Source organism: Companilactobacillus metriopterae (assembly GCF_002762335.1).
Taxonomy (GTDB): Bacteria; Bacillota; Bacilli; order Lactobacillales; family Lactobacillaceae; genus Companilactobacillus; species Companilactobacillus metriopterae.
In genome coordinates this window covers 1,001,157-1,017,400 of the sequence record NZ_CP024610.1, presented here as the reverse complement: position 1 = coordinate 1,017,400, position 16,244 = coordinate 1,001,157, and the positions used below count along the sequence as shown (strand labels likewise).

The 16,244-nt window shown below is 31.5% G+C and carries 19 protein-coding genes; 11 read left to right on the top strand and 8 right to left on the bottom strand.

From position 1 onward, the window contains the following. The first annotated feature begins 11 nt into the window (after positions 1-11). Together CS873_RS04995 and CS873_RS04990 are read left to right on the top strand one after the other, a co-directional pair. Positions 12-1,100, top strand: coding sequence for a carbamoyl phosphate synthase small subunit (locus tag CS873_RS04995; protein WP_099974777.1), 1,089 nt, complete (start codon positions 12-14; stop codon positions 1,098-1,100). Next, positions 1,094-3,496: an ATP-binding protein gene (locus CS873_RS04990; protein WP_099974776.1), complete on the top strand. Its 2,403-nt coding sequence runs from the start codon at positions 1,094-1,096 to the stop codon at positions 3,494-3,496. Before CS873_RS04995 ends, CS873_RS04990 begins: the two co-directional genes overlap by 7 nt. A 4-nt stretch (positions 3,497-3,500) precedes the next feature. On the opposite strand, the gene CS873_RS04985 is transcribed toward CS873_RS04990, so the two are convergent. Then, the gene (locus tag CS873_RS04985; protein WP_099974775.1) at positions 3,501-5,171 is read right to left on the bottom strand and encodes an Rqc2 family fibronectin-binding protein; all 1,671 of its coding nucleotides are present in this window, start codon (positions 5,169-5,171) and stop codon (positions 3,501-3,503) included. A gap of 122 nt (positions 5,172-5,293) precedes the next feature. On the opposite strand from CS873_RS04985, the gene CS873_RS04980 reads away from it, so the two are divergent. Further along, positions 5,294-6,157 (top strand): fatty acid kinase binding subunit FakB, encoded by an 864-nt coding sequence (locus CS873_RS04980; protein ID WP_099974774.1) that lies wholly within the window; start codon positions 5,294-5,296, stop codon positions 6,155-6,157. On the opposite strand, the gene CS873_RS04975 is transcribed toward CS873_RS04980, so the two are convergent. Both CS873_RS04975 and CS873_RS08305 read right to left on the bottom strand, forming a co-directional pair. Next, a complete protein-coding gene (locus tag CS873_RS04975) occupies positions 6,138-6,383 on the bottom strand; it encodes an SLAP domain-containing protein (RefSeq protein ID WP_099974773.1) in 246 nt (81 codons plus the stop codon). The two genes, CS873_RS04980 and CS873_RS04975, sit on opposite strands and share 20 nt — an antisense overlap. Positions 6,384-6,410: 27 nt before the next feature. Continuing rightward, positions 6,411-6,542 carry a hypothetical protein gene (locus CS873_RS08305; RefSeq protein ID WP_281252404.1) on the bottom strand — a complete coding sequence of 44 codons (132 nt, stop codon included), beginning with the start codon at positions 6,540-6,542 and terminating at the stop codon, positions 6,411-6,413. Positions 6,543-6,703: 161 nt separating this feature from the next. Between CS873_RS08305 and CS873_RS04970 the strand changes: the two genes are divergently transcribed. From CS873_RS04970 to CS873_RS04945, 6 genes are all read left to right on the top strand, one after another. Beyond that, positions 6,704-7,864 carry a CAP domain-containing protein gene (locus tag CS873_RS04970; RefSeq protein ID WP_099974772.1) on the top strand — a complete coding sequence of 387 codons (1,161 nt, stop codon included), beginning with the start codon at positions 6,704-6,706 and terminating at the stop codon, positions 7,862-7,864. A gap of 149 nt (positions 7,865-8,013) precedes the next feature. Continuing rightward, complete coding sequence (locus tag CS873_RS04965) at positions 8,014-8,589, top strand: SLAP domain-containing protein (RefSeq protein WP_099974771.1); 576 nt, start codon at positions 8,014-8,016, stop codon at positions 8,587-8,589. Between the two features lie 59 nt (positions 8,590-8,648). After that, positions 8,649-9,002 carry an iron chaperone gene (locus tag CS873_RS04960; RefSeq protein ID WP_099974770.1) on the top strand — a complete coding sequence of 118 codons (354 nt, stop codon included), beginning with the start codon at positions 8,649-8,651 and terminating at the stop codon, positions 9,000-9,002. 206 nt (positions 9,003-9,208) lie between these two features. After that, positions 9,209-10,858 (top strand): FAD-dependent oxidoreductase, encoded by a 1,650-nt coding sequence (locus CS873_RS04955; RefSeq protein ID WP_099974769.1) that lies wholly within the window; start codon positions 9,209-9,211, stop codon positions 10,856-10,858. Beyond that, a complete protein-coding gene (locus tag CS873_RS04950; RefSeq protein ID WP_099974768.1) occupies positions 10,855-11,154 on the top strand; it encodes a rhodanese-like domain-containing protein in 300 nt (99 codons plus the stop codon). Before CS873_RS04955 ends, CS873_RS04950 begins: the two co-directional genes overlap by 4 nt. Further along, entirely contained in the window at positions 11,144-11,380 is a 237-nt protein-coding gene (locus tag CS873_RS04945; protein WP_241685235.1) for a metal-sensitive transcriptional regulator, read from the top strand. The genes CS873_RS04950 and CS873_RS04945 overlap by 11 nt, the downstream gene beginning before the upstream one ends. 152 nt (positions 11,381-11,532) lie before the next feature. Here the strand turns inward: CS873_RS04945 and CS873_RS04940 are convergent, their stop codons facing one another. Both CS873_RS04940 and CS873_RS04935 read right to left on the bottom strand, forming a co-directional pair. Continuing rightward, the gene (locus CS873_RS04940; protein ID WP_099974766.1) at positions 11,533-11,913 is read right to left on the bottom strand and encodes a VOC family protein; all 381 of its coding nucleotides are present in this window, start codon (positions 11,911-11,913) and stop codon (positions 11,533-11,535) included. Positions 11,914-11,930: 17 nt separating this feature from the next. Further along, entirely contained in the window at positions 11,931-12,779 is an 849-nt protein-coding gene (locus tag CS873_RS04935) for a 5'-nucleotidase, lipoprotein e(P4) family (RefSeq protein ID WP_099974765.1), read from the bottom strand. 144 nt (positions 12,780-12,923) lie between these two features. On the opposite strand from CS873_RS04935, the gene CS873_RS04930 reads away from it, so the two are divergent. Beyond that, complete coding sequence (locus CS873_RS04930; protein ID WP_099974764.1) at positions 12,924-13,862, top strand: quinone oxidoreductase family protein; 939 nt, start codon at positions 12,924-12,926, stop codon at positions 13,860-13,862. 7 nt (positions 13,863-13,869) lie between these two features. After that, the gene (locus CS873_RS04925; RefSeq protein WP_179946628.1) at positions 13,870-14,304 is read left to right on the top strand and encodes a MarR family winged helix-turn-helix transcriptional regulator; all 435 of its coding nucleotides are present in this window, start codon (positions 13,870-13,872) and stop codon (positions 14,302-14,304) included. A 33-nt stretch (positions 14,305-14,337) separates the two neighbouring features. On the opposite strand, the gene CS873_RS04920 is transcribed toward CS873_RS04925, so the two are convergent. Genes CS873_RS04920 through CS873_RS04910 form a run of 3 tightly spaced genes read right to left on the bottom strand, consistent with a single transcriptional unit; the run spans position 14,338 to position 16,184 of the window. Next, complete coding sequence (locus CS873_RS04920) at positions 14,338-15,105, bottom strand: hypothetical protein (RefSeq protein WP_099974762.1); 768 nt, start codon at positions 15,103-15,105, stop codon at positions 14,338-14,340. A 13-nt stretch (positions 15,106-15,118) separates the two neighbouring features. Next, positions 15,119-15,814, bottom strand: a complete 696-nt coding sequence (locus CS873_RS04915) for an ABC transporter ATP-binding protein (protein ID WP_099974761.1) — start codon at positions 15,812-15,814, stop codon at positions 15,119-15,121. Beyond that, positions 15,774-16,184 carry a GntR family transcriptional regulator gene (locus CS873_RS04910; protein WP_099974760.1) on the bottom strand — a complete coding sequence of 137 codons (411 nt, stop codon included), beginning with the start codon at positions 16,182-16,184 and terminating at the stop codon, positions 15,774-15,776. Before CS873_RS04910 ends, CS873_RS04915 begins: the two co-directional genes overlap by 41 nt. Between the last annotated feature and the right edge of the window lie 60 nt (positions 16,185-16,244).

The following is a 16,244-nucleotide window of genomic DNA, read 5'->3' as shown; positions in this document are numbered from 1 at the left end:
AAACAAAAATAATGAAACGTTATCTTATTCTTGAAGATGGTACAGTTTTTCCTGGAATTGGATTTGGTTCATCAGTTATTACAACTGGTCAGCTCATAATTTCTAACATTAGAACAGGAATAGAACAAACTATCACTGACCCTAACGCTGAAGGCCAAATTTTGGCATTTTCAACATCAGCAATAGGTACTCCAGGGATTAACCGCGATTTCTATGAATCCATTAATTCCAGATGTAAGGGTGTAGTTGTAGGTACAACAATCGGATCTACCGTCGATGGCACTATTCCATTTGAAAATTGGGTAGAATCATTGAGCATACCTGGTATAAAAAATGTTGATATGCGAGCATTATCTGATCATATTGCTGAACATGGTGAAATGAAAGCAAGTATCATGGACACTTATGATGAACATGCTAAAGACCAAATCAAAGCACTAGTTCTACCACCAGATTTAGTAAAAAGGGTGTCTACTAAGCAATCATATCCAAACCCTAATATAGGTGTAAAAGTTGTTATTGTGGATTTAGGTCTTAAGTATTCCATTTTAAGGCAGCTTTCTTACCGAGGTACCAATGCAATTATTGTTAACTACAACACCTCTGTTGAAGAAATAGAAGCTTTACACCCAGATGGCATTATCTTTTCTAATGGACCTGGTCATCCAGAAAATTTACCTAATACGTTAAAAAATATTCAAGAACTTCAAACTAAATACCCAATTCTAGGAATAGGCTTGGGAACACTTTTGATTGCACTTGCAAATAATTGTGATATTGAAACCTTAGATATGGCTCACCATGATTCATCAATTGCTGTAAAAGAAGTAGCCAGTGGAAAAATAGACTTTGTAAATCACAATCACTCACTAACTATTAATAAAAGTTCAATCAGTAATTCTAATCTAATTGTTACTGATATATGTGTTAATGATGGAAGTATCGAAGGTATACGTCACGAGTATCTGCCTATTACAGGATCACTATTTGAACCTGAAGCAGCTCCAGGTCCTAGCGACGGATACTATATTTTTGATGAATTTATACAATCAATGGAATCTAATAAAGTACAAAATAGAGGAGGTATACATAAATGGTAACAAGTGATGTCCACAGTATCTTAATACTAGGACCTACTAAAAGTGAAATAAATGTTGATTTATCAACTTCCATTTATGATACAGCTGAAATTTTGCACAAATTAGGTTATAAAACATCGATAATCATTGAGGATCCTACATTCTTATTATCGTCAGTTAAATTTTTTGACAAAATATTTGTTAGAAAGGTCAATGGTGAAAGTGTCCTAGAGTTCCTAGAAAAATTTCACCCTGATGCAATTTTACCTACACTTGGGGATAGAAATGCACTGGGAATTATTTCAGGTCTTAACGATAAATTACGTGGTACTAAAATATTAGGAACTAACAAGCACGCTGCTCTATCGACCTTTAAAAGAGAAGTATTTGTAAAAACTTTGATGCAAAATGATCTACCAGTAATTAACTTTATTTCTTCAAGTGATGAAGAAGAAATTTATGATTTTATCAGGTCAATAGATTTTCCTATTATTGCTCGACGTAGATATTCTAATCGTAATTCTAGTGGCTGGACCAATATCAAAAATATTTATGAATTAGATACCTTTATGTCTCTAGAAGAAATTGAAGAATCTAAGATCGAAATTGAACGTAGTATTAGAGGTTTTAGTGAATACTCATTTACAGTAGTTAGAGATAGATTTGATAATTCAGCTTTGATGGGTTCTATTGAAGATATTGAACCTATTGGTATCCATCATTTAGACTCACATTTAATTTCTCCTGCTATATCTTTAAACGATTCCAAATATCAAAAACTACGTAACTATTCTATAAAATTAGCTCAAGTCTTTGATATACAAGGTGCTTGTACTGTTCATTTTGCGTACAACCATGAGACACATGATTGTTATATAACCGAATTCATTCCAAGACTTAGTGAAGAAACTAAATTCTTGGAATACGCGGCAAGTTATCCAATGGCAACAGTTGCAGTAGAATTATCATTAGGCTATAGGCTGGATAAACTCCAGATTGATGCTGGAACAACCTTTAATGGCGCCACTGAAAACTTTATGGATCATATAACATCTAGAATTCCACAATGGAATGATAGCGAACCACAATATCTTGGACCAAGTAAAACTTCGAATGACAGTCTAATCGTCAATGGATTAGGAATTGAGGAAGTATTAAACCGTGGATCTCTTAATGACAAATTAAATAATACTTCTCAAAAACATGATTACCTTAAAAAATTGAGTGATGATGAACTGTTTGAAAAAATCATTCATCCAACCAATTGGTTGATTGATGTAATCGTTGAGGCAATCCATAGAGGATTTGAATTAGAAGAACTTAGACAGATAACAAATATTAATATGCCATATCTAACTGCATTGGAAAATATTTCTAATTTTAATCTAATGGACTCTGAATCACTAAGTATTGAAGATATCGAACAGCTTACTAGTTACGGTATCAAGGGAATTGGTAATAGTAAAATTATCCAAGAATCTAAAGATCCTGTTAATCACACTGTGGTAAAACGTAAGCAGTCTGTTCCTGTCCAGAAAAACGAATATAATTTTAATAATTATTTTGTTACTTCAGGAATATCCAATGATCTAAAATTCTCTGATAAGAATAAAATAATTGTCAGATCTCCAATAGTTTTTGGTAAAAGAACCTTGATGGCTAAACAATTTGTTCTAATGCAACTCTCGCAATCTATTCAGCAAAATGGATTAGAAATGGTTGTGGTAGGTCGAGAACCATGGAATTCTCCTTTATCAGTTAGAGAAAAAGTTTTTCAAATAGATGATCCACACTATGAATTAAATTCTCTAAATATAATTCCAGAAGAAAAAGTCTTTAAAATAATTGATTTATCTGAAACAGTACTCAATGAAGATGATAGTGATAAAGTCTTTAAAATAAATTCTGAATTAGTAGTGGATAACAAATTGGAAAGTGATATTTCCATAAGATTAATGTCAATTACTGATGGATCAGGAATTCGAATTCCATCATTGATTTACCGAAATGAATCTAATTCTGAAAGTTTTGAAATAGGCTCATATAATAACTTTTTAACTGAAACCGAAAAAGATGAAATATACACATTAATTTCAAATGCTCTAGAAGAAAACGATAAGATTAATATCTTTAGTTTTGATTTAGTCTACTTAAAGGGCAACTGGGTCATTTCTAGGATATATCACGGTATTGATGAAGATATTATCATTCATGAATTAGGTAGTTCAATTCACATGATTGATACTTTAGTCAAATTAATTTTGGGTAATACTCTAGAAAAAACAGACAATCTAGAAGAAATATTTAAGAATACCGATCAATTCTATCTATTGATTCGAGATAATAAAAAAATTAAGATATTGCCTCAAGAAGATATTGAAAATTATCTTTTTGATTCAAACAAAAAAGAAGACTAGAATTCTAGTCTTCTTTTAATTTTTCCACTAATTCTCTACTAGGATCAACCAAGATAGTAGTTTGACCTTCAAAAATAACATAACCAGGTTTAGCACCATTTGGTTTTCTAATATTTTTAACTTGTAGATAATCAACCGGAACTTTTGATGAATTTCTTGCCTTAGAGTAATAGGCAGCAACACTTGCTGCTTCTACAATAGATTGTTCATCTGGCTCACTAGATTTTAGAATCACATGAGAACCAGGGATGTCTTTAACATGAAGCCAATAATGATTTTTTGGTGACAGCTTCATTGTTAACTGATCATTTTCAATATTGTTTTTTCCAACAACAAATTCTATGCCGTTAGTTGTTTTAAATTGTTCACCAACTACACGTTTCTTCTTTTTCTTCTTGTTTTTTCCTCGATTTTTAACATATCCTGACTCGATTAATTCTTCAATAATACCATCAACATCGTGAACATCAGCATATTCTAGTGAGGCAAGAACTGATTCAAGATAATCTACCTCATTTTGAGTTATCTCTGTTTGCTCTTCAATATGAGGTATAGAGTTTTGTAATTTTCTATATCTCTTGTAGTAACTTTGCGCGTTTTTAGAAGGTGAGAGTTCAGGATTCAACTTTATTTTTACATCAGAATTATTGTCATAATAATTAGGTAGGGTGATACTTGACTCGCCTTGGTTAACTTGAGACATATATGTAGTTAGAAGTTCACCATAAAGATTATATTTGTCCATTATAGAAGTTTTTTCCAGTTGCTCATGTAACTTCTTTAGTTTTGATTTATCCTTCTTTAAAACAATGTTTAAACGGCTAATTATGCTTTTGGTCTGTTGCTCAATACGATCAATTCTCGCACTATCAACATAATAATTATCAAGTGCCTGACTTAACGATTCATATTTAACAAATTCAGAGGCTGTTTCTTCAAAAGGAAATGCGGAAACTGATAATTTACCATTTTTATTCAATTTCTGAACAGTAGGGGAGACACCATTTTTAAACTGATATATAAATTCTATAGGATCTTTATCTTTCGATAACAAAGCCGAAAACTCATCAGCAGTATCAACACCAAGACCCTCAAATTTTTCACGTAATTCATTTTTATCAGTAATATTTTGGAAATCTCCAATTGTTGATTTAAAAGGATTTTCTTTATTTTGGGAAGGTGGCAATACGTAATCATCATTAGGTAGTAGACCACGATAACTATTGTTTTCCGGATATACTCGTTTAATAAGATCCACTATTTTGTTGGTTTCCTTATTAATTAGAAAAATATTACTATGACGACTCATTATTTCTATAACCATAGTGTACTCATGAACATCCCCAAGTTCATTTTTTGCACTAAGATCAATCATAACAATACGATCATTGTCAACTTGCCTAAACCCATGGACAATGGCACTAGTGATGTACTTTCTAAGTGACATTACAAATGTAGAAGGTTTTGCTGGATTTTCAAAAGGTAGCTCAGTAATTTGAATTCTTGCATAACTAGGGTGAGCAGATAGCAGCAAATTTTTGCTCTTTCTATTACTTCTAATACTTAAAATTAATTCATTAGGGAAGGGCTGCTGTATCTTACTAATACGACCACCAGCCAATTCTTTATTGAGTTCATCAACCATTGAATGGGTGAACATTCCGTCAAATGACATTTAATTCGACCTTTCTTTTAGAGAAATTAATTATTCTTTACGATAAAATAGTAATTCTATTGTGCTATAATCTAAAACATATACTTTCATTATACTTTAATCAAACAAGGAATTGATAATTTATGAAAATCGCTATTGTTACTGATAGTACATCATATTTGCCAGCAGAATTAGTGCAGAAATATGATATAAAAATAGTCCCAGTTGAAGTAGTCTTTGATGGTAAAACATACAAGGAAGATATTGATATAAATACTTCTGAATTTTATGATTTATTACAAAGTTCACCAGAACTACCATCTACAGCACAACCTTCAATGGGAGAAATGATAAACATATATGATGACCTTGCCAAAGAAGGATATGATACTATAATATCCATTCACTTAGCAAGCACAATCTCGGGTTTTGTTAATAACCTAAAAACTGCAGCTCAAACAATTGAAAACGCAGATGTTAGAGTTATTGACTCACAAATCACAACTAGATTAATGGGTTATCAAGTAGAATACGCTGCTATGCAAGCAAGTAAAGGTAAGTCAGTTGATGAAATTATCGATGGAATTCACGATTTACAAACTACAACTGGTGAAGCATTCGTAGTTAACGATCTTAAGAATTTGGTTAAAGGTGGTAGACTTTCCAATACTTCTGCTGTCATTGGTACAATGTTACAAATTAAACCACTACTTGAATTTGATAATGAAACACATCAGATAGTTGCTTATGACAAAGTTAGATCAATCAAAAAGGCGAAGTTAAAAGCTGAAGAAAAATTGGCTAATGCTTATAAAAACGCTGATTATCAACTCCGTATGCTAGTTATTGATGGGGATGATATTCAAGCGGGAAATGAGTGGGCTGAACATCTAAAAGAAGTATATCCGGATGTTAAAATCGACCGTTCATATTTTGGCCCTGTAATTGGAACTCATCTTGGTAAAGGTGCTTTGGCAGTAGCCTGGATCAAAGAATTTGATAGATAAAAAAAGACACTTCAAAGTGTCTTTTTTTATTTTGCATCTTCACTACAGAAACATTGTCATCTTGTAGTACATAACTATTTGTTGAAATTTGATAGAATGTTTTCTCATCTTGAGTTGTTACTTGAGCTCCAACAAGCCATTCACTGCCAACAGCTAGAGTTGCATCTGTTTTTACAAATTGACCATTCTTCAATTGATATACATTTACTGGCTTCATAATTTCCAAAGTGTTACCACTTCTAATATTTCCATCTTAATCATATTTAGCCACTTGACTAGCATCTATTGATTGAACCATATTGTCGGCCTTAATAACATTACCTGTTGCAGATAAACCTAATGTTAATAATACAGCTGTGGTGATACCAAAAATAATTTTTTTCATAATTAAATTCCCCCGAATTTATATTTGTATATGTGCATTATTGCACAATTGTATACACAATACTAGATTACAATATGATTAAAATCACAAATTTTCTTTATTTATATATTTAATAATGTCATAATTAGATTATCTTTTTATAGGTAAAGGGGATCTAATTCATGTTCATCAAAAAATCAAAATTAGCTATCATTGTATCTGCTGGTCTAATACTAGCATCTAGTTTTCCTTCTGTTGCTTTAGCTGATAATGTCAACACAGAAAACCAAAACACAGTACAAACTGAAAATGTAACTAATTCTAACAATGAAAATGTTGCAGTTACACAATCATCTGCAGCAAGCTCAATTGATATTGAAGCTACTAAACAGGCAATCCTGAAAGAACTTAATAGATTACGTTCACAAAATGGATTACCTACACTACAAACTAGAACTGAACTAAACACATATGCTCAAAAAAGAACTGATAGTCTATCTTCAGCAGGGGATTTAGACAATCATATTGGTTGGAATCCTAGCCAAATGGCACCTTATAATTATAATACTGCCGAGAATATTTCTTTAATGGGATACTCATTGATTAATTCAACTGATCCTACTACAGTTGCACAAAAAATTACTAAAGAATTTTACTCAGAAAATTATGATCCTAAGCCTGATTATGGACACAGAAAATCAATGTTAAATCCATACGTTAGTTATGTAGGTATAGGACTAAAAATTGCTTCAAATGGTGTTATCTACGTATCACAGGAGTTTGGTAACGATGCAGCAGCTTCAAAGTCATTTAGTGATACTAATAATCACAATTACTATCTATCAAGATCGAATGACTACGCTAATGTATCAAAATATGATTTAGTTGATTCATCAAAAACAAATAGTGACTACACAAAAACTGCTAATTACACATATCTAGACTTAAGGGGTGGGGTAACAGTACCTAATAACTCTATTCCAGTCTACGATAGAAATGGTAACAAGTTAAATAATGTTGTCCTAGCTCCTAACACTGAGTATTCTTCAGATATGATTGCTATAATGAATAACAGCTATTTCTTCCATATCTCTGAAAATCAATTTGTATCATCAAATAATGTTCTTTCATGGGCTTCATTCTTGTCATCACAAACACCAATAACAGCAAATAACTTTGTTCCTATATATGACAATAATGGAAAACTAAGTGGTAGATATGTAGAAAAGGGTTCTACATGGGTTATCGATCGTGTTACAGTTAACATGCAAACAAATGCTGGTAAGATGTACCGTGTTGGTACAAATGCTTGGTTAAAAGCATCAGATATAACAATCAAATAGATAATTTTAAAAAGACATGTTTAAACATGTCTTTTTTTGTAAAAAATATATTATTTTGGAATTTTTATTTAAAAAGGTAATTTTTTTTTAAGATAATATATGATATCCTGTGAGTATAACAGTTTCACTATATAGGAGGTTTTTTATTTATGAAAACTAGAAATATCGCTACTGGATTACTATTAAGTTCTACTATTTTGATGGGTGTTTCTGCTACACAAAACGTAGCTCAAGCTGCTGATGTAGCTACATCAACTTCAGCTACAACTGACCTATCAATGCCATCAAACGCTGTAGACGCTTCAGGTACAATCACGGTTAGAGAATGGGGCGCAATGAACTATTCATATCGTTACGGCCTAAACAGATTCCGTTCAATGGATCAACTTATGCCTGCTGGTCAATACTATAACTACTCAAAAACAGCAGATGTAGATGGTGTTATATACTACTTAATCGGTCAAAACCTATGGGTAAACAGTGACGATACAAAACCTGCTACTGATGCAGGTGACAAGATTGTTTCAGCTTCAGGTGTTGTTGATGTTAAACACTGGGGTGCACTAGTTTATACTAAAGATGGTGCAAATCTTAACCCTTCATCACGTACTCTTCCAGCAGCTTCTGGTTGGAGATATAGTGCAACAGTTACAGTTAACGGTGTAACATACTACCTAATTGGTAACAATACTTGGGTAAACAGCATCGACACAACAGTAAGATAAAAATTAAACTAAAAAAGAATACTGAAAAGTATTCTTTTTTTATCTCATGAGGTAAATAAATGACTTTAATAACTGATTACATTGAAAAAGAAAAAGATCCCATCAAAAAGGACTCTATGAATGAGATCTATTCTATAATAAAATCCGTAGTACCAGAAGGCACGACAGAAAAAATTTCCTATGGAATGCCAACATTTTATTATAAAGAGAACTTAGTTCACTTTAATGCGTCAAAAAATCATTTGGGATATTATCCATCTTCAAGTCCAATAGTTAAGTTCTCCGATCAATTATCTAAATACAAAACTAGTAAGGGTGCAATTCAGTTCCCATATAACGAAAAATTACCAGAAAAATTAATCCAGGATATCGTATTATTCAGATTAGAAGAGATAGCAGAAAATAGAAACTAACTTACGATTCTAGATCTAGACATACCGAATTTTAATAAGCTAGAAAGTTTCATCAATGATGATCTTAATTTTTAAAAACACCTATGGATGATAGGTGTTTTTTTTATTTTATATTTATATTTCAATACTTATTTATTGATATTTTTGTTAATTTAATATACCCTAGGGGTATAAATAGATACAGAAATACTGTGGGGTAAATATCAATGAAATACGTTATTATCGGTGGTGTTGCAGGTGGAATGTCTGCTGCAACTAGATTAAGAAGATTAAATGAAAATGCTGAAATTATTGTTCTTGAGAAGGGGCCAAATGTTTCTTTTGCTAATTGTGGACTACCATTTTATATAGGTGGAGAAATAACTAACCATGATAAGTTAATTGTTCAAACACCCGAAAAACTAAAAAATAGGTATAATCTTGACGTTCGTGTTAACAGTGAAGTGATTGCAGTTAATTCCGAATTACATCAAGTAACTATCATGAAAGATAATCAAAAGTATTCATTAACTTATGATAAGTTGATTGTGTCACCAGGTGCTAAACCATTCGTACCAGAAATTGAAGGAATTGAATCAGCTGATAACATTTTCACACTAAGAAATGTTCCTGATGTAGATAAAATATATAGCTTTATTGAGAACAATAATATAAAAACTGCAACAATTACTGGTGCTGGATTTATAGGATTAGAAGTGACTGAATCTTTAGTAAAAAGAGGGATTAAAGTCCATATAATTGAAAAGGTGACGCAAATATTACCTCCTCTCGATGAAGAAATGGCTTTATTCGTGGAAGATGAACTTATAAAAAATAACATAGAAATCATTAAGCAAAATTCCATAAAGACATTTAAAAATAATGGTAGATTGGTAGTTTTAGAAGATAATTCAAAAATAGAAAGTGATATGAATATTATTTCCATTGGAGTTATACCAAATACAGAATTTTTGAATAATTCAAAAATTGAACTTGGAATCAGAAATAGTATCAAGGTTAACGGTCAATATCAAACAAATATAAGCGATATTTTTGCGATTGGTGATGCTATAGAGGTCAATCAGTATACTTCTGGAGAAGACTCACTTATTTCACTTGCAGGACCTGCTAACCGTCAAGGACGTATGGTTGCTTATATTATTTCTGGGAAAAATAGAATAAACAGAGGAACTATTGGTACATCAATTGTTAGAACTTTTAACTTAGAATCAGCAAGTACAGGATTGAACGAAAAACAATTAAAGAAACAACATATAGAATACAAATCTCTACATGTCAGAGGTACAAATCACGCTTCTTACTATCCTGACAGCAAACCTATATTACTTAAAGTTATGTTCAATCCAAGTAATGGATTAATATATGGCGCACAAGCTATAGGAGAAGATGGTGTAGATAAAAGAATTGATATCATATCATCTGCTATATATAGTAAATTAAGTATCGAAGATTTAATTAATTTCGAGCTTACATACGCACCTCCATTTAGTTCAGCAAAAGATATCGTAAATATGGCTGGATACATTGGCCAAAATATCTTAGAAGAAAATACAGTTCCAGTTTACTGGCACGAATTAAGAGATTTACTTGCTAACGGAGAATTATTGATTGATGTTAGAAGTAAATCTGAATTTGAACTTGGACACATCAAAGGTGCAATCAATATTCCGTTAGATGTATTACGCGATAATTTAGATAAACTAAATAAAAGTAATAAATACATTGTTAGCTGTCTAACTGGGCAAAGAAGCTATACTGCTGAACAAATATTGATACAACATGGCTTTGACGTCAAAAATCTTGACGGTGCATACAATCTGTATTCAGAAATTAAAAAAGAAGAGATAATAAAATGAAATCAATAGATCAAAAACAATTCGCTGAGGAATTGAATAATGGCGCTAATATCTTAGATGTCAGAGAATCAGACGAGTTTGAATCAGGACACGTTCCTGGTGCAACATTCTTCCCATTAAGCTCTATACAAAAAAATATTAAGCAACTGGATAAAGATACCAAGTATTATGTGATATGTCGCTCTGGAGCCAGATCTCAACAAACATCAGCATACTTAGAGCAAAATGGATACGATGTAGTAAATGTGATTGGTGGCACAATTTCTTGGCAAGGAGATCTTGAATATGGATTGTGATTCTCAAGTTTTAAACAGATTGAAAAGAATTGAAGGCCAAGCTCGTGGAGTTCAAAAAATGTTGGAAGATCAAAGAGAATGTTCTGATGTATTAACTCAATTAACAGCCATCGAATCAAGTATCAAAAGTGTTAAAAGTTTAATAGTTAAAAATCATGTTGAAAAAAGTTTGGATTGCTCATCAGAATCAATTACGGATTCTCTTGATTTAATTTCAAAACTTTAGTTTGAAAACATTTATAAACAGAAAGGTGGGGTGTCTATTTTTGATACTCCATTTTATTTTATATTTAAGGTTACATAATATATATTATACGAAGCAAGTATTCGACAATTTATCGAGCACAAAAAAATACCCACTTTCGTGGACATCATAATTTAATCTGTTGTTAGTTCAATTAAATTTCCTTCAGGATCTTGTATAACTGCTTCATAATAACCGTCGCCAGTAATACGAGGACCACTAACTATTGGATATCCATCAGCCATGAACCTTTCAACATATTCTTCAACACCTGACTGATCACCAACAGCTATCGCTATGTGTGAATATCCTATGGTATCCATAGCATTATCAAATAAAAATCTTTTTGTGGTTAATTCAATACGACTACCAGATTCAAATTTTATGAAATAAGATTTGAATGTAGTTTTATTATTTACATATAGATCAGAAATCTCCACATCAAAGTATTTCTGATAGAAATTTTTCATTTTCTCCAAATCACTCGTCCAAATAGCTACATGATCAATTTTCATAATGTATCTTCCTTTACTTAAAATGCCTTTATCTGAGTAACACTGTCTGTGTTTGGATCATAATAATTTAAGTATGATTGACGTAGCTTACTCTTTTCCGCATCAGATATTGCGTAATTGTTGTTATATATTGCTGATTCCCAACCACCATACATAGGATTAGGCAAAATAATATATTTGTCCCCAAAATATGTGGAATCTGTATTAACATCATCGTTTCTTCCGTCAATACTATTTGTTTCAGGATCATTAAAGTCGGTTAAATTATCACCGATATATTCGATAACATTATATTGTGATTCTACTTGTGATCTACGTGTAGATTTTCCACTTTCACCATCAGATTTTAGTAATACGTGGTCTTTATCAGCTTGTGGTAATCCTTGTTCGGTAAGATTTTTAATTGTAGCATCTGTTTCAGTTGATTTGTTACGATCACTAACATAAAAAATTGATACTTCATTTGCATTAGCAAGGTTCAAAAAGTTTTTTACGCCTGGCAAAGCTTTAGCTTGAGCAGATAGAATCCAATTATGCCAATTTGTTGGATAACTAACGTTATTCTTCAATGCATATGCTTGATATGGAGAATTATCCAGTACTGTTTCATCAATATCTAAAACTACTGCATATGGCCTATCGGATGGTTGAGCAAGCTTGTTTCTCATATTGTTTGTAGCTGTATTATATCCTTGATAATACAGTGCACGAGCTTCTGAAGACGTCTGGAACCATGCAACTGACATAATATTTTCTGTACCAATATTGTCAGTATCTGTTGAAGCCTGTGCCACATTAGTAATTGGAGAAAAAGTCATTGCTATCAATGCTGTAGACATTAGTGCAAAAGTCTTTATTTTTTTCATATTAAAATCCCCCTTATAATTAATAGAATGACACTAATCATTAAAAAATTAAAGTAAAAAAACAGTGCACTTTGCACATTTATATGTTATTCTCTTTTTATAAATAAGTGCAAACTGCACCAATATATATAAAGAAGGTATAATATGAAAGCTGCAATAATAAAAGAACAAAATACAATTCCCACTTTAGGTGATTTTAAAAATCCAGAAAGCAAAGATAATTTTAAGATAGTAAATATTACTACTTCAGCTTTGAGTAATTTTTCAAAATCTTCCTCTATGGGAAAGCACTACTCTTCAACCAATGTATTCCCATTAATTGCTGGAACGGATGGTGTTGGTACTCTTGAAGATGGTACACGAGTATATTTCGGCAAAACAGAAAAACCATACGGTAGCATTTCTGAACAAACTTTAGTAAATGAGAAATTGATATTACCTATTCCAGATAATTTAGACGAAGTAACTGCCGCAGCAATTGCTAATCCTGGAATGTCCTCATGGGCTGCATTGAAATATCGTGCACAAATAAAAGCAGGTCAAGTTGTCCTTATTAATGGTGCTACAGGTGTAGCAGGTTCTCTTGCAATAAAAGTAGCTAGAGAATTGGGAGCGAAAAAAGTATTTATTTCTGGTCGAAACGAAGATAAGTTAAATAAATTGGATGCTGATGGTTACGCTGTTATTGGAAATAATTTTGAGAATGATTTAAATAAAATTTTATCTGATAACTCCATAGATATTGTTCTAGATTATTTATGGGGAGAAAGTTCCTTATCAATTATGAAATTAATTGCCATTGCAAGTTCAGGCAAATCAACAAAATTTGTTAGCATAGGTACTGCTTCAGGAGAAACAGAAATCAATCTTCCATCAACTCTATTACGATCATCGATGATAGAAATACTAGGAAGTGGTGTCCGCAGTGTTTCTATGAAAGATTTATTTATTTCTATTTCTGAGTTATTTGATTGGGCAGGAAATAATAATATTACCGTCCCTACTTCTAAATTTTCAATTGAACAAATTGAAGAGGCTTGGTCTGCACCTAATAATCCCCGTGCTGTAATTGTGGTAAAATAGCTACATTATGGATAATCAAATATTTAATACACTCATAAATCTAGTGGGGTTCTTTAATAATCCTCAAAATGACAAAAAACTACTTAATAGTGCAAATGTTAAATTAGAAGCACCAGCTTTTCCAATTTTTTCAGCAATTGCAAGAAAACAACCAATAAGTGTAAGTGAAATTGCCAATATTGTTGGAAAAAATTATTCAAGTGTTAGTAGACAGATAGATAAATTAGAAAATTCAAATCTAGTTACTTCCTCTCCTTCCCTGAAGGATTCACGCGTTAGAATATCTACACTAACCGAGGAAGGTAATAAACTTAATAAACAAATTAGCGATGCCCGTACCTCTATTATTAAAGAAGCTCTATCCGATTGGTCTGACGAAGAAAAACAAGTTCTTCTTCATAGCTTGGATCATTTGACTAATGAATTAGATAAATTTAAATAATAAAAAACATATGGAATTTCATCCATATGTTTTTTATTTATCAGCTTCTATATGTGGTAGAACATAGATATCTATTACAACAAATACTGCAACAAAAGCTATTGTTATTAACAACCAAATAGAAAGACCTTGTAAACTTCCTTGATTACTTAAAAAGTCAAAAAAGTTTGAATAATTGTTAACTAGTGTAGTTGCACTGTCGAATAAATAAGAACAAACAATTGCAAGAATTACAAAAAGTCCAAATCTTGCTACTTTTTGATATCTATCAGCAACAAAATGAGAAAAATAAAGTGATCCCATAATCAAAAAGTCTACAATACTAACAAAAAATACAACATTAAGTGCAATTATCAATAGACTAAGAATAAGTGCTAGGTATGCATCTCCAGGTATATTTGGCATTTCTTTAATAACTTGATTCATAGCTTCTATTACTGGATGTGCTTGTAATAATGCAAGTCCAAAAAGATATACAGCAAAACTAATTATCATTGCCAAAATACTTGATTCAATATTAGCTAAGTACAATTTTGAATCTGAAATTGGAACTAATCTATATCTATTGTTATTAAATATTCCATAATCGGCAAAAGTTAAACCAATTAATATTCCAAATGTTAGTAAAAGACTTCCCCATGAAGCCGCAATAGCTGTAATCGTATTTATTATATTATCGCTACTGCCAATTGCAAATAGTGACATTACTATTGTTCCTAATACCCATAAAATACCCACAGTGCCTGTGTATCTCATTTTTTGCTTAAATAGTGCTTTGAACATTGTTGAATGACTTGTCATTTTTTATCCCCTCCTACATGTAAAAACTTTCATAATAATCTTCAATACTCATATTTTTCTTTTCACGAATGTCTTCTGTTGATTCGTGCGCAATAATTTTTTCATCCTTAATTAAAACAATTTCATCTAAAATATTGGCAATTTCTTCAATATGATGACTACTAATAATAACAATAGAATCATCGTCTACCCACCCTAAAATACTATTAATTATCTTTTTGCGGCTCATGCTATCAATACCACTGAATGGTTCATCTAAAAGATAGATAGGAACTTTTCTTGCCAAAGTCAGTGCAATGACAAATTTTTCTTTCATACCTTTTGAAAGTTGAGATAATTTATTAGAATCATCAATATCCAAGAATTTTGCAATTTCTTGATATCTTTCATTTGAAAAATCAGCATAAACTGTAGAATAGTAATCTAAAATTGTTTTAATTCTAGTACCTTTAGAAAATCCTTCTAAAGTATAGCTATAGCTAACTTTTTGTTTTTTCATTTCAATGATTTTTTCACTGGATAGTATTACATCTCCAGTATAGTTGGGTAATGAACCGGCCATGATACGCATCAGTGTAGTCTTACCTGCCCCATTTTCACCGATTAATCCAACAATTTTTCCACTATCTATATTCAAGTTGACATCTTCAAGAATCTTTTTGGTTACCTTACTGTATGATAAATCCTTTATTTCTATTACGTTTTCCATTTTTTAATTCCCCCTTTTTTTCTATATAAGTTTTTACTTTTGAAATTATTTGATCATTATCTAAGTTTAATGCAGATAATGCATAATACATTTCTTCTACAATCTCGTGGATTTGATCATCTCTAAGCTTATCAATAACTGAAACATCTTCAGTTACAAAATTACCCTGCCCTCTTTTAGTGATTACTATTCCATCATCTACTAAATTTGAGATCGCTTTTTGCACGGTATTTATGTTTACTGATAATTCGAGTGACAATTCTCTTACTGATGGAATTTTGTCACCTAAATGATATTCATTATTAACAATATTATTACGAATCAAATCCTCGATTTGGAGATATATGGGAATATTATCTTTGAATTCCATTATCGTTCCTCCGTTCTAGTGTACTACTTAACTATAACAGTGATTATGAAGTTGTCAATA

Coding starts and splice junctions, on each gene's coding strand:
- CS873_RS04950 (WP_099974768.1), top strand. CDS start 10,855: ATGAAATCAATAGATCAAAAACAATTCGCTGAGGAATTGAATAATGGC.
- CS873_RS04925 (WP_179946628.1), top strand. CDS start 13,870: ATGGATAATCAAATATTTAATACACTCATAAATCTAGTGGGGTTCTTT.
- CS873_RS04980 (WP_099974774.1), top strand. CDS start 5,294: ATGAAAATCGCTATTGTTACTGATAGTACATCATATTTGCCAGCAGAA.
- CS873_RS04970 (WP_099974772.1), top strand. CDS start 6,704: ATGTTCATCAAAAAATCAAAATTAGCTATCATTGTATCTGCTGGTCTA.
- CS873_RS04915 (WP_099974761.1), bottom strand. CDS start 15,814: ATGGAAAACGTAATAGAAATAAAGGATTTATCATACAGTAAGGTAACC.
- CS873_RS04990 (WP_099974776.1), top strand. CDS start 1,094: ATGGTAACAAGTGATGTCCACAGTATCTTAATACTAGGACCTACTAAA.
- CS873_RS04955 (WP_099974769.1), top strand. CDS start 9,209: ATGAAATACGTTATTATCGGTGGTGTTGCAGGTGGAATGTCTGCTGCA.
- CS873_RS04940 (WP_099974766.1), bottom strand. CDS start 11,913: ATGAAAATTGATCATGTAGCTATTTGGACGAGTGATTTGGAGAAAATG.
- CS873_RS04985 (WP_099974775.1), bottom strand. CDS start 5,171: ATGTCATTTGACGGAATGTTCACCCATTCAATGGTTGATGAACTCAAT.
- CS873_RS04960 (WP_099974770.1), top strand. CDS start 8,649: ATGACTTTAATAACTGATTACATTGAAAAAGAAAAAGATCCCATCAAA.
- CS873_RS04935 (WP_099974765.1), bottom strand. CDS start 12,779: ATGAAAAAAATAAAGACTTTTGCACTAATGTCTACAGCATTGATAGCA.
- CS873_RS04965 (WP_099974771.1), top strand. CDS start 8,014: ATGAAAACTAGAAATATCGCTACTGGATTACTATTAAGTTCTACTATT.
- CS873_RS04945 (WP_241685235.1), top strand. CDS start 11,144: ATGGATTGTGATTCTCAAGTTTTAAACAGATTGAAAAGAATTGAAGGC.
- CS873_RS04930 (WP_099974764.1), top strand. CDS start 12,924: ATGAAAGCTGCAATAATAAAAGAACAAAATACAATTCCCACTTTAGGT.
- CS873_RS04920 (WP_099974762.1), bottom strand. CDS start 15,105: ATGACAAGTCATTCAACAATGTTCAAAGCACTATTTAAGCAAAAAATG.
- CS873_RS04995 (WP_099974777.1), top strand. CDS start 12: ATGAAACGTTATCTTATTCTTGAAGATGGTACAGTTTTTCCTGGAATT.
- CS873_RS04910 (WP_099974760.1), bottom strand. CDS start 16,184: ATGGAATTCAAAGATAATATTCCCATATATCTCCAAATCGAGGATTTG.
- CS873_RS08305 (WP_281252404.1), bottom strand. CDS start 6,542: ATGAAAAAAATTATTTTTGGTATCACCACAGCTGTATTATTAACATTA.